General features: G+C 72.3%; 11 protein-coding genes. 4 read left to right on the forward strand and 7 right to left on the reverse strand.

Translation table 11 applies throughout. The features are described 5' to 3' along the window. Window positions 1-4: 4 nt before the first annotated feature. The 4 genes from F0L17_RS26190 to F0L17_RS26205 form a co-directional block, all read right to left on the reverse strand. Window positions 5-1,348 (reverse strand): FAD-binding oxidoreductase, encoded by a 1,344-nt coding sequence (locus F0L17_RS26190; RefSeq protein ID WP_155074238.1) that lies wholly within the window; start codon window positions 1,346-1,348, stop codon window positions 5-7. A gap of 120 nt (window positions 1,349-1,468) precedes the next feature. Then, window positions 1,469-2,251: an SDR family oxidoreductase gene (locus F0L17_RS26195; protein WP_338018294.1), complete on the reverse strand. Its 783-nt coding sequence runs from the start codon at window positions 2,249-2,251 to the stop codon at window positions 1,469-1,471. A gap of 52 nt (window positions 2,252-2,303) precedes the next feature. After that, window positions 2,304-3,053: a DUF2306 domain-containing protein gene (locus tag F0L17_RS26200; RefSeq protein WP_338018295.1), complete on the reverse strand. Its 750-nt coding sequence runs from the start codon at window positions 3,051-3,053 to the stop codon at window positions 2,304-2,306. 54 nt (window positions 3,054-3,107) lie between these two features. Next, complete coding sequence (locus F0L17_RS26205; RefSeq protein WP_155074239.1) at window positions 3,108-4,469, reverse strand: extracellular solute-binding protein; 1,362 nt, start codon at window positions 4,467-4,469, stop codon at window positions 3,108-3,110. Window positions 4,470-4,667: 198 nt separating this feature from the next. On the opposite strand from F0L17_RS26205, the gene F0L17_RS26210 reads away from it, so the two are divergent. The 4 genes from F0L17_RS26210 to F0L17_RS26225 are packed head-to-tail and all read left to right on the forward strand — an operon-like array spanning window position 4,668 to window position 8,280. Next, entirely contained in the window at window positions 4,668-6,221 is a 1,554-nt protein-coding gene (locus F0L17_RS26210) for a 4-hydroxyphenylacetate 3-hydroxylase family protein (protein ID WP_155074240.1), read from the forward strand. Between the two features lie 11 nt (window positions 6,222-6,232). Further along, window positions 6,233-6,484 carry a phosphopantetheine-binding protein gene (locus tag F0L17_RS26215; protein ID WP_162466910.1) on the forward strand — a complete coding sequence of 84 codons (252 nt, stop codon included), beginning with the start codon at window positions 6,233-6,235 and terminating at the stop codon, window positions 6,482-6,484. Continuing rightward, on the forward strand, window positions 6,481-7,914 hold the full coding sequence (locus tag F0L17_RS26220; RefSeq protein ID WP_155074241.1) for a condensation domain-containing protein: 1,434 nt from the start codon (window positions 6,481-6,483) through the stop codon (window positions 7,912-7,914). Before F0L17_RS26215 ends, F0L17_RS26220 begins: the two co-directional genes overlap by 4 nt. Before the next feature lie 6 nt (window positions 7,915-7,920). After that, window positions 7,921-8,280: a YciI family protein gene (locus F0L17_RS26225; RefSeq protein WP_162466911.1), complete on the forward strand. Its 360-nt coding sequence runs from the start codon at window positions 7,921-7,923 to the stop codon at window positions 8,278-8,280. An 86-nt stretch (window positions 8,281-8,366) separates the two neighbouring features. On the opposite strand, the gene F0L17_RS26230 is transcribed toward F0L17_RS26225, so the two are convergent. Genes F0L17_RS26230 through F0L17_RS26240 form a run of 3 tightly spaced genes read right to left on the reverse strand, consistent with a single transcriptional unit; the run spans window position 8,367 to window position 12,738 of the window. Continuing rightward, a complete protein-coding gene (locus F0L17_RS26230) occupies window positions 8,367-9,230 on the reverse strand; it encodes an SAM-dependent methyltransferase (protein ID WP_155074242.1) in 864 nt (287 codons plus the stop codon). Window positions 9,231-9,278: 48 nt separating this feature from the next. After that, window positions 9,279-11,528: a cytochrome P450 gene (locus tag F0L17_RS26235; protein WP_155074243.1), complete on the reverse strand. Its 2,250-nt coding sequence runs from the start codon at window positions 11,526-11,528 to the stop codon at window positions 9,279-9,281. Window positions 11,529-11,556: 28 nt separating this feature from the next. Beyond that, window positions 11,557-12,738 carry an acyl-CoA dehydrogenase family protein gene (locus F0L17_RS26240; RefSeq protein WP_155074244.1) on the reverse strand — a complete coding sequence of 394 codons (1,182 nt, stop codon included), beginning with the start codon at window positions 12,736-12,738 and terminating at the stop codon, window positions 11,557-11,559. Between the last annotated feature and the right edge of the window lie 45 nt (window positions 12,739-12,783).

Consider the following 12,783-nt stretch of genomic DNA (forward strand, 5'->3'; position numbering starts at 1 on the left):
GGGGTCAGTTCCCGGCGGAGGGTGCGACGTTGACGTTGCGGGAGAACAGGTTCTCCGGGTCGTACGCGTCCTTGACCTTCTGGAGCCGCGCGTAGGTCGACGGCGGGTAGACGGCCGCCATGTCGTCCGCGTCCAGCTCGCTGAGGAAGTTGCTGTAGGCGCCCCGCGTGTACGGGGCCAGGGACTTCCAGAAGCGGGCCAGGGCCGGCTCGGCCTCCAGGTTCTCGGCGCGCGTGCCGAGCTTCGCGGTGTTGATCATCACCTCGGCATCGCGGTGCGCGAAGGCGGTCGCGTCCGCCGGGACACGTCCGACCGCGCCGCCCATGCTGCGCAGCTCCACGAAGAGGCTGTCGAAGGAGCGCGCGCCCTCCAGCAGCGTGTCGACGAACTCGTCACCGGCTTCGCGGACGAAGCGGCTGCGGACCGTGGGCTGCCAGTCGGGGGGCAGCTCGCCCGGCTCCTCGAGGATCGTCGGGTAGGGCACGCGGTCGATGTCCTTGCCCTCCGGCGTGCCGAGTTCCAGCAGGGGGGCGATGGCGGCCTCGGCCGCCTCCGCGTCGCCGCAGTGGCACACGAGCACGGTCACCGGCGCCGGGTCGCCGCCGAAGGAGGGGAACAGCGCGATGTGCGAAGTCAGTTCGTCGGGCGCGGTGCGCATGTGGCGGAGCCAGCCCTTGACGACCCGGGCCGCCTCGTCCGCCGGGTAGGTGATGCTGCCGAAGTGGACCGGTCCGCAGGGGTGGGCGGTGATCTCGAAGGAGGTCACGACGCCGAAGTTGCCGCCCCCGCCGCGCAGCGCCCAGAACAGGTCGGCGTTCTCCTCGGCGTCGGCGCGCACGACGCGCCCGTCGGCGGTGACCACCTGCGCCGAGACCAGGTTGTCCAGGGCCAGCCCGGTCCTGCGCACCATCCATCCGATGCCGCCGCCCAGCAGGTTGCCGCCCACGCCCACCGTGGTGGTGTCGCCGGAGGAGAAGGCCAGCCCGTGCTCCTGGAGGCGGTCGGCCACCTCGATCCAGGTGGCGCCCGGCCCCACACGCACCAGGCCGCGCCCGGCGTCGACCGGTTCGACGGTGTTCAGCCGCGACAGGTCGATGACGATGCCGCCGTCGTCCGTGCTCAGGCCCGCGTTGCTGTGGCCGCCGCTGCGGACGGAGATCCTGAGTCCGTGCTCACGGGCGAAGAGCACCGCGGCACGGACGTCCTCGGTGCCGTCGCACCGGACGATCACCTCCGGCGCCCCCTTGTGCGAGAAGACGTTGCGCAACTCCTCGTAGGCACTGTCACCGGGCAGGACGACGGTGCCCGAGACGGTGTCGGCCAGGACGGTTGCCGCGGCGGAATTCATTGACTCTCCTGTGGGTTCTAGACGGCGGCCCGCCGATCCAGCCTGGCATGTGACGGGGTGTCGGCGCGTCTTCCAGAATGCTGACCTGGAACCGATCCGGCGCGGCCGCCGCGTACGGGCTCAGTGGTGGTACTCGCCCCCGTTGACGTCGAGGCACTGCCCGGTGACGGCCCGGGACAGGTCGGACAGCAGGAAGACCACGCTGTCGGCGATCTCGTCCGGCTCGGGCAGCCTGCGCAGGTCCAGACCGGCCGCCACCTCGTCGTAGACCTGCCGCTCCGAGACGCCGCGCTCGTTCGCCAGGTGCGCGAAGTACCCCCGCAGGGCCGGCGCCCAGATGTAGCCCGGCGCGACGGTGTTGACCCGCACACCCCGCGGCCCCAGTTCGGTCGACAGGCTCTGCGCGAGGGCCAGCAGGCTCGCCTTGGCCATCTTGTAGGCGCCGAACAGGGGTTTGGAGTGGCGGACGGCCACGGAGTTGATCATCACGACCGATCCGCCGCTCTCCGCGAGGGCGGGGGCGAACAGCCGGGTGGTGCGCAGCGCGGCGTACACGTTGGTCTCGAAGCCGGACCGCACGTCCTCGATGCGCACGTCGGCCAGCGGGGTCATGGGCGGCACGGCGAAGGCGTTGTTGACCAGGCCGTCCACCCGGCCGAAGGTGTCCACGGCCGCCTTGACCAGGGCGTGGACGGCGGGCTCGTCGGTGATGTCGGTCGGTACGGCCAGGGCGCGCCGGCCGGTGGCCTCCACCTCCGCGGCCGTCTCGGCCAGCACGGACTCGGTCCGCGCGGCCAGGACGACGTCCGCGCCGGCGTGCGCGGCCCGCAGGGCCAGCGACCGGCCCAGCCCCGGTCCCACGCCCGAGACCACCACGACCTTGTCGCGCAGCAGTGTGCTCACGATGATGCGTCCTCCTTCCCGTTCCCCGGCCGCCCGGTGCGGACGGGCGGCCTCACACGAGTTCCTTCAGCGGGCGGCCGGCGGTGCGGTTGAGCCACCACTGCACGGCGATGAGGTTGATGACCCAGCCCAGCCACGGCGCGGTGCCCACCACCTGCGCCCACACCCACTGGCTCTGCACGTGGAGGGTTTCGAGCACCACGACGAAGACGCGGCCCCACACGATGTTGATGGCGAACGCGAAGCTGTAGAGCATCCACATCCGGTGGGAGACGAACCTGCCCTGGACGGCGCGCACGAAGCCCATCACCGTGGTGACCAGCCACAGCACACCGCCGAGGGTGGTGCCGACCGAGGGCCCCATCGACAGCGGGGTGATCAGGAAGGCGAGGATCGCGGAGGGCAGGGCGCCGGCGAAGACGTAGAGCCGTCCGGACCAGCGGTGCACGGCCGGGTGCCGGCGGCGCAGCCGGGGCCACAGCTGTGGGACGACCGTCAGCAGCGCGATCGTCCCCGTGGCGATGTGGGCGACCAGCAGCGGGTAGTGCTGCGCGGCGTCGGGCCGGATGGGGATCAGCGACGCCTCCGGGTCCAGGCCCAGGTACGGCGGCCACACGTGGACGAGGAACGCCAGGACCACGACGGCCAACGGGATCACCCACGGGCGCCGCCACCAGGCGGTGGCGGCCGGGGCGGCGGAGTCGGGGACGGCGGCCCCCGACACGTCGGGGAGCGCCCCCCGGGGCGCCCCGGCGGCCGGGGCGGGTTCGGTGCGGGGGGCGGTTTCCAGGTTCTGCGCCACAGTGTTTCCTCCTGGGAGAGTCCGAAGCGGTGGGGCGGCCCGGGGCCGGCCCGGTCAGCCGACCCTGAACCGGTGCGGTCCGCGCGGCCCGGGCGCGTGCCCGAGGCAGTGGGCGTTGTAGTCGTCGAGCAGCCGCTGCGCCTCGGCGGTGGCCTGCCCGAACCGCACCGCGGGGTCCGCCCCGGCGGTGAGCACGTCGTGCATCGCCGCCGTCATGGCGTCCTGGATCGAGACGAAGTCGCCCAGCAGCGCGCCGCGGGCGGCGACCGAGCGGTCGCCCGCCGCCAGTTGGTCGAGGGCCACCCGGTGGTGCGGGTTCTCGTCGAACCATCCCTCGTCCTCCAGCAGGGCCCGTGCCGACTCGGTGACCGGGACGAACCCGCTGGTCTTGTGACGGGTCGCGGCGTTCCCGGGCGTCAGGAAGGTCAGGAGGAAGGCCAGCGCGGCGTCGAGGGCTGCGGGCTCCAGGCCGGCGGTCAGCCACAGCGAGTCCCCGCCGATGACGTTGCCCGCGTACGGGACGCCGCCCGGGCGCGGCATCGGGGCGGCCTCGACGGCGAACCCCGCGTCGAGCCCCGACCGGACCATGCGGTCGGCCTCCACCGAGGTGCTGAGCACCATGGCGACCCGCTGCTCGGCGAAGGCTCGGTGGTTGAGCTCCCACGCCGGGTAGGTGTCGTCGCCGGCCGACCGCAGGCCCGTGTAGTGGTAGTGGCCGGCCACGTGCAGCTCCTGCCACCACCGGGCGAAGCGGAGCATCGCGGGCGAGTCCAGCCCGACGGTGCCGGCGCGGCCGGCGCGGCCGTTGTCCGGGTCGGCGAGCAGGGCGCCCTGCTGGGCGACCGCCTGCTGGAACAGCCAGCCGTGGTTGGGCCAGGTGATGCCGTGGGCGGGGCCGGAGCCGAGCCGCGCGACGGCCTCGCAGGCCGCGGTGACCTCCTCCCAGGTGCGGGGGATCCGGTCCACCCCCGCGGCCTCCAGCAGCGTGGTGTTGGCGTACAGCAGCGTCGTCGAGGTCAGCGGCGGCAGGGCGAACAGCCCGTCGTCGCCGAACGTGTAGTAGTCGCGGGCGGCCGTCACCAGGTCGTCGAGCCGCACCGGCACGCCCAGGATCTCCTCGCGGCCGGCGATGGCCCGCTCCACGGAGGTGAACAGCGGTGAGCCGTCGGCGGCCCGCAGGTCCCTGGCCAGTTGGGTGGAGGTGTAGAAGTTCTGCACGATGGCCGGCGGGCGTCCCTCGCGCGCGGCGCGGGCGACCTCCTCCGGCAGCCGCAGGTGGTCGATCCCGCGGACCTCCACCCGCACCCCGGGGTGCGTCCGGCCGAACTCCTCGGCCAGCTTCCTGGTCTCGCTCAGGAAGAGCGGAACGACCGGGTAGTCGTTGAGCCAGACGTCCAGGACGACCTCGTCGGTCATGGGTTTCGGCCTCCGCTCGGGCATCGGGCAGCTTCGTTCGGCTCCGCAGGACGGGCGCGGCCCATTGTTGGGATCCGGGCGCCGAAGCCGCATCTTCCGGAGTGCTCTCGGCAGCGCTTTGGACGCGGCAACCTGGGAGAAGACCCCGCCGCACCGCCGGTGCCAGACTCGGTCCCCTCGGACGAGGAGGGGAAGGCCATGGCTGAGGAGCGACGCAGGACACGGCCGTTCACGGGTGACGAGTACGTGGAGAGCCTGCGTGACGGCCGCGAGGTCTACATCTACGGGGAGCGGGTCGGGGACGTCACGACGCACCCCGCCTTCCGCAACCCGATCCGCATGACCGCGCGGCTCTACGACGCCCTGCACGACCCGGACAGACGGGACGCCCTCACCACCCCGACCGACACCGGCAGCGACGGCTACACGCACCGGTTCTTCACCACCCCGCGCTCGGTCGAGGACCTCGTGGCCGGCCAGCGGGCCATCGCCGAGTGGTCGCGGATCGGCTACGGGTGGATGGGACGCAGCCCCGACTACAAGGCGTCCTTCCTCGGCACGCTCGGCGCCAACGCCGACTTCTACGGCCCCTTCGCGGACAACGCGCGCCGCTGGTACCGGGAGTCCCAGGAGAAGGTCCTCTACTGGAACCACGCGATCGTGCACCCGCCCGTCGACCGCAGCCTGCCGCCGGACCGGGTCAGGGACGTCTTCGTCCACGTGGAGGAGGAGACGGACGCCGGACTCGTGGTCAGCGGCGCCAAGGTCGTGGCCACCGGCTCCGCGCTGACCCACTACAACTTCATCGCCCACTACGGGCTGCCCGTCAAGGAACGCGAGTTCGCGCTGGTCGCCACCATCCCGATGGACGCTCCCGGGCTGAAGCTGATCTGCCGCGCGTCCTACACCGCCGCGGCGGCCATGATCGGCAGCCCGTTCGACTACCCCCTGAGCTCCCGGCTCGACGAGAACGACACCATCCTCGTCATGGACCGGGTGCTGGTCCCCTGGGAGAACGTCTTCATCTACGGGGACCTGGGCAAGGTCCAGATGTTCACCGCCAAGTCCGGCTTCCCCGAGCGCTTCACCTTCCACGGGTGCACGCGCCTGGCGGTCAAGCTGGAGTTCCTGGCCGGGCTGCTGGCCAAAGCGCTCGAGGTGACCGGCACCGGCGACTTCCGCGGCGTGCAGAGCCGGCTGGGGGAGGTCCTGGCCTGGCGCAACCTGTTCTGGGGCCTGTCGGACGCCGCGGCCCGCAACCCCGTTCCGTGGCGGAACGGCGCGCTGCTGCCCAACCCGCAGTACGGGATGGCCTACCGCTGGTTCATGCAGATCGGCTATCCGCGGATCAAGGAGATCATCCAGCAGGACGTGGCCAGCGGACTCGTCTACGTGAACTCCAGCGCCGACGACTTCGCCAACCCGAGCATCCGCCCCTACCTGGACAAGTACGTGCGGGGCTCGGGCGGGACGGACGCCGAGGGCCGGGTCAAGCTCATGAAGCTGCTGTGGGACGCGGTGGGGACCGAGTTCGGCGGTCGCCACGAGCTGTACGAGCGCAACTACGCCGGCAACCACGAGAACACCCGTCTGGAGACGCTGTTCGCACAGACCGTCAGCGGACAGCTCGACCAGTACAAGAGCTTCGTCGACGACTGCATGAGCGAGTACGACCTGAACGGCTGGACCGTGCCGGACCTCGACTCGTTCGACGAACTCAGAAAGACCGCAAGCGAAGCGCTCAACGCCTGAGGAGGCAAGCCGTGACGAACAGTGTCGAGCAGGTCGTCACCCGGATATGGACGGACGTCCTGCGCCCGGATCCGGGCCGGGAGAACCTGTCCTTCTTCGAGCTCTCCGGCCAGTCGGTCTCGGCCATGCGGATCGTGGCGCGCGTCGAGTCGGAACTGGGGGTGGAGGTCGACATCAGCGTGCTCTTCGACGACCCGGACCTGGACGCCTTCGTGCGGGCGGTCGCCGAGTCGGCCGGGGACCGGGCGGGCGAGGCGGCATGACCGTCACCGAGACCCCGCCGGCCGTCGGCGCGCACGGCGACGAGGTGCCCCTCTCGGTCCAACAGGAGTTCCTGTGCCTGTGGGACAAGGGCGACGACATGGGCCCGTTCGGGCCCCGGTTCCACATCGTCGACGGCTGGCGCGTGCGCGGCCGGGTGGACACCGCCCTGCTCCGGGCCGCCCTCGACGACGTCGTGGTGCGGCACGAGGCGTTGCGCACCACCGTGGTGCGGGAGGAGGGCGGGCGCCGGCAGTCGATCCACGATCCCAGCCCGGTGCCCTTGGAGGTGCGCGACCTGTCCGGCACCGACCGGGCGGACGAGGAGGCCCGGCACCTGCGTTCCGAGGAACTCCTCAACGAACTCGCCGCCGGCACCGTCGACGTGCGCCGGATGCCCCTGCTGCGGGCCGTCCTCGGCCGTTTCGACGAGGACGACGCCGTCCTCGCCCTGGTCGCGCACCACACCGCGGTCGACGCCTGGTCGATGCAGGTCCTCCTGCGCGACCTCGCGGCCCTCTACGCCCGGCGTGCGGGCCAACCGGACATCCCCCTGGAGCCCGCCACCCAGTACCGTGAGTACGCCCTGTGGCAGCGCTCCCCGGAGGCCCGGGAGGCCGAACGGTCCGCCCGCGCCTTCTGGCGGCGCCGGCTGGAGGGGGCCCGCGCGCTCGCCCTGCCGACCGACCGGCCGCGCTCGGCGGAGCCGGACTTCTCCACCGCCTGGCACCGCTTCCGCTACGGCGAGCGGCTGAGCGCGGCCACGACGGACCTGGCCCGGCAGACGCGTAGTTCGGCGTTCATCGTCCTGCTCGCGGCCTTCAACGTGTTCCTGCGCCGCAGGACGGGCGAGACCGACATCGTGGTCCCGACCTTCACGCCGGGCCGCGGCCAGGCCCGCTTCCAGAACGCGGTGGGGTCGTTCTTCAACTTCCTGCCGCTGCGCACCGACCTCTCCGGCTGCGCCACCTTCCGCGAGGTGGTCCGGCGCACCCGCGCGGTGTGCCTGGAGGCGTACACCCGGGAGATCCCCCTGGCGCACGTCCTCCAGGAGGCGCCCGCCCTGATGGAGCGGACCGCCGTCGACGGGCTGGCCTCCTGCGTCTTCCAGGTCATCCAGACCCCGTTCACGATGGCCGGCGAGCGCGTGGGACCGCTGGAGTACTCGGCGATCCGCCGCAAGGTCCTCTCCCAGAGCGTCGGGTCCGACATCCCCGACGGCATGCTGTTGTGCCTGGAGATCACCTCCTGCGGCGATCTGATCGGGGAGCTCGGCTTCAGCAGCAACCTGTTCGACGGTTCCACCGCCGAGGCCCTGGTCGCCGGCTTCCGCGAGGTGCTCGGCGAGCTGCTGGCCTCCCCCGACGCCGCTCTCCCCGATTCCCGTCCCCACCCGGGCACCCACCCGGACATCCATCCGAACCAGGAGTGACGACACGTGAAGTTCCTGCTCATCATGCACATGGACCCGGCCCTGTGGGAGAAGCTCTCCGCCGAGCAGCAGCAGGAGGTGTTCGACGGGCACGACCGCTTCCAGGAGGTCATCCGCGAGAGCGGCGAGATGGTCGGCACCAAGGCCCTGGACACCGCGGACAGGACGGTCACCGTGAAGGTCAGGGACGGGGCCGTCACGACGGCCGAGGGCCCCTACGTGCCGGGGGAGACGTTCCTGTGCGGCTACTACGTCGTCGATGTCGTCTCCAGGGAGCGGGCCGTGGAGCTGGCGGCGCTGATCCCGGACGCCGGGCACACCGCCGTGGAGGTCCGCGAGGTCGTCCACGACGAGGGCGGCGAGTAGCGCGCCCGACGCGCGAAGGCCGGGGGCCCACCGCCCGCGCGGTGGGCCCCCGGCCGTTCCGTCCCTCCCCGCGGGGGGACGGCCGGTCACTCCCGGCCCGTGCCCGGCCCCTCCCCGGCCGCCCGGGGCCTGCGCACGGTGACGACGCTGTAGGCGATCCTCTCCCCGCCGGTGGCGAAGAACCGCCCCATGGCCTCCTTCAGACCCGACACCGCCTCCGGACCGAAGGCGGCGCCGATCCTGTCACGGCCGTGCTCGGCGGCCTCGACGTACTTCGGCCCCATGCCGAAGACCCGCGGACCGCACTGGGTGTACTCCTCGACGGCGAAGCCGGTCTCCCGCAGCGCGTCCAGCCACGCCTCCACGGGCTGCAGGTGCGGCAGGGCCAGTTGCTCGGCGAGGGCGTCGCGCTCCCGCGGCGGCACGCCGGGCGCCAGTGTGTAGTCGGTCATCGTCAGGGCCCCTCCCGGGCGCAGGACGCGGAACAGCTCCGCCAGGGCCCCGGGCAGGTCGGGCGCGTACTGCAGCGACTCCATGGCCATCACCGCGTCGAACGAGCCGTCCGCGTGGTGGCCGAGCCGGGCGTAGTCGCCGTGCTCGAAGCGCACCCGGTCCGACAGGCCGCGCGCGGCGGCCTTGCCCGCCCCGGCTTCGGCCTCGAAGCGGCTGACCGTGACGCCGGTGACCCGGGCCCCGGTCTCCTCGGCGACCAGCAGGGCGGGGCCGCCGGGGCCGCAGCCGGCGTCCAGGACGTGCTGGTCCGCCCGTACGCCCAGCACGTCGACCACCTTGCGGGTCAGCCGGCGGGACGCCTCGGCCATCGGGGTGCCGTCGTCGGGGCCGTACCAGTAGCCCAGGTGCGCCTGGCCCTCGTTGAAGACGTCGGAGACCGGGGACGACCGGTCCCACCGCTCGCCCTCACGGGTCGCTTCCGCTGTCGTTGTGCTCATCTCTCCTGCTCCCGGCTGCCGCGGCGGCTGCCTCGGTCGGTGGTCGGATCAGTAGGTGACGACGGCGCGGAAGCGGACGTCCCCCTTGGCGACCAGGGAGACCGCCTCGGCGATCCGCTCCTTGGGGAAGACCTCGATCACCGGGTCCACCGCGCCGTCGGCCACCATTCGCAGCGCCTCGGCGAGGTGTTCGAGACCGCTGTGGGTGGCGCCGATGACCTGCTGGCGCCGGGCCCAGAAAGGGCTGGTCGGCGCGATGGTGAAGGAACCCTCGGGGTCGATGGTGGCGAGCACCAGCCGGCCGCCGGGCCGCAGTCCCTGCAGGGCGTCGGTGGCCGCCTCGTAGGAGGTGCCCGTCACCAGGACGACGTCGGCGCCGCCGGCGGCGGCCAACTCCCGGCCGTCGGACACCACCGTGGAGGCGCCCAGTTCGCGGGCCGGGCCGTGCTTGTCGGCCGATCCGGTGATCGCGACGGTGTCGAATCCGCAGGCGCGCGAGAACTGCAGCGCCAGGTGGCCCAGGCCCCCGATGCCGAGCACGGCCACGCGCTCGTGCGGTTGGGGATCGGCGGCGCGCAGGGCGCTCCAGGAGGTGTAGCCCGCGCAGAGCATCGGGGCGGCCTGCTCGTAGGTGACCCGGTCGGGCAGCAGCACGGTCGAGTCCGCGAGCACCACGGCGTACTCGGCGTGGTGGCCGGGGACGGTCAGGCCGCTCATCACGGGCGCGGCGCAGTTCATGCCGGACCGGCCGGTCAGCGGCAGGTTCAGCCTGCAGTGGTCGCACCTGCCGCAGGTGCCCTGCACCCAGGTGGCGCCGACCCGGTCGCCGGGGCGACGGTTCGTGACGCCCGGTCCCACCGCGACGACGTCGCCGGCCCCCTCGTGCCCGACCACGACCGTGCCGAATTCGGGGAAGGGGAAGTGGCCGTCGGTCAGCCACAGGTCGTTGTGGCAGAGCCCGGAGGCGCGGATCCGAACCAGCACCTGTCCCGGCCCCGGCTCCGGGACGGGGACGTCGCGCAGTTCCCACGGGGCGCCGGGCGCGTCCACCACGGCGGCCTTCATCGTGGTCGGACGGCCGTGCGGGAACACCGGCAGCTCGGCCACCCCGTTCATGATGAACGTGCCCTGTGGCCCGATCTCCTCGGGCGGCACGGCCAGGGACAGGTTCGGGAACCGTTCGAAGAGGGCGGACAGGGCGATCTCCGCCTCCATCAGCGCCAGCGGCCGGCCGATGCAGCGGTAGACGGCGTGCCCGAAGGAGAGGTGCTCCTTGTCGGGCCGCGTGATGTCGAAGCGGTCCGCGTCCTCGCCGTGCAGGGCCGGGTCCCGGCCGATGGCCGCGTAGTTGACGAGGACCGGCTCGCCCTTGGGGATGGTGACGCCGCCGATCTCGACGTCCTCGACGGGGAAGCGGAACGGCAGGTGGGCCACCGGCGCCTCCACCCGCAGGGTTTCCTGGATGACGTCCTGCCAGGTGGCCTCGCCGCCACGGACCAGCTCCAGTTGCTCGGGGTGGGTCAGCAGGGCCAGTACCGCGTTGGCGATGAGGTTCTTCACCGGCTCGGTTCCGGTGGCGAGCATGATGTGCAGCGTGCCCACCAGTTCGTCGTCCGACAGCAGGGAGGGGTCCTCGCGCTGTGCGGCCGCCAGGTCGCTGGTGAGGTCGTCGCCGGGCTCGCGGCGCTTGGTCTCGACGAACTCCAGCATCTGCCGGTGCCACCGCTCGACGTTGGCCGCGGCCTCCTCCGGGGTGATGCTGGTGTCGACGTTCACCTCGCCGCCGCGCAGCATGTCGGCGCGCGCGTCGGCGGGGACCCCGAAGAGGTCGCATATGGTGCGGGCCGGCAGCGGGTGGGCGAAGCGGCTCTTGAGGTCGACGACCTCGCCGGCCGGTACCGCTGCCAGCTCGTCCAGGAGTTCCGCCGCGGCCGCCTCCACCGCCGGGCGCAGCGCCTCCACCCGGCGGGGGGTGAAGGCCTGCGCGCACGGCTTGCGCAGGCGCGTGTGGTCCGCGCCGTAGGCGGTGGTCATGTTCTCCATCAGCACCCAGCCGATGAGCGGGAAGTCCTCGCCGACCTCACCGTCGACGTAGGCGCCGAAGTGGCGGCGGCCGTCCTTGGAGAAGCGGTGGTCGCTCAGGATCTCCCGGGCGACGGCGTAGTCGGTGACCGACCAGGCCGCCACTCCCCCCGGCAGCTCGACGCGGGCCACCGGGCCGTGCGCGCGGATGCGGGAACCCTCGGCGTGTATGTCGCTGCCCGTGGGGTCCAGGGCGACGGGGCAACGGTGTTCCATCGGAAGTCCTCCACGGGAGCGGTCGGTCTCACAGGTAGACGGTGTTGGGCTCCAGGCCGCACAGGATCCGGCCGTACAGTTCCAGGTTGGTGTTGGGGTGGAGGATCGCGTGCAGGTTGAGCGTCTGCACGTCGCGTTCGATGCGCTGGATCGGCACGGAGCTGTAGACGGAGGAGCCGCCGCTGGCGGTGTTGAGGATGTCCACCGCCTCCTTGGCGCGCTGCGTGACGGCTCCCAGGTCGAGCCGGACGCGGGCGCGTTCCTCGAGCGTCCACTCCTCGCCGGCCGCGCCCTTGGTGTCGACCGTGCGCGCCGCGCGGTGCGCGTGGAACTCCGCCTCGTCGATCTTCACGGTGGCCTCGGCGACCTGGAGGTGGGTGAGGGGCGCCTCCTGCTGGCTCTCGTACGCCGTGTAGGTGATCTTCCGGCCCGGCAGGCGCTCGAAGAACACGTCCTTGGCGCCCTTGGCCAGGCCCAGCGCGGGGGCGGCGATGGTGGCGCAGGCGGTCGGCATGAACGGCGTCCGGTACAGCGGGGAGTCGGCGTTGAGCACGGACAGGTGCCGGCCCTCGAGGACCGGGCCCATGGGGAGCACGCGCTGCTGGGGCACGAACAGGTCCTCGGCGACGGTGGTGACGCTGCCGCTGCCGCGCAGTCCGGCGGTGTGCCAGTCGTCGACGACGGTGAGGTCCGAGACCGGGATGGCCAGCATGACCGGCTGCGGCTGTCCCTCGTCGCCGACGAGGATCGCGGCGTTGGTGTTCCAGGAGCTGTGCCGCACGCCCGAGTTGAACGCCCACTTGCCGCTGACGACGACGCCGCCGGGCACCTTCCGGGCCGTGGCGGTGGGGCTGATGATGCCGCTGATGCGGACGTCGGGGTCGGAGAAGACCTCGTCCTGGACCTCGTCCGGGAACATGCCCATCATCCAGGAGCTGATGGCCCACACGGAGGCCGTCCAGGCCGCGGAGCCGTCGCCACGGGCCAGTTCGGCGAGGGTGTCGACCACCGTGCGCATGTCGGACTCGTAGCCGCCGTAGCGGTGCGGGACGCGCATCCGGAGGATCCCGGATCCGGCCAGGGCCTCGACCGTCTCCTGCGGAAGGCAGCGGTCCTCCTCGCCGGAGAGCGCGTTCTTCCGCAGCAACGGGATCAGGTCCGATGCGCGGTGGACGAGTTCTTCGCGCGTCGGCGCCTCGATGGTCTCCATGGAATTCTCCTGTTTATCGGTCACCGAATGTGCCTTGGAAAATCC

The sequence above is a fragment of the Streptomyces taklimakanensis genome, from assembly GCF_009709575.1.
Taxonomy (GTDB): domain Bacteria; phylum Actinomycetota; class Actinomycetes; order Streptomycetales; family Streptomycetaceae; genus Streptomyces; species Streptomyces taklimakanensis.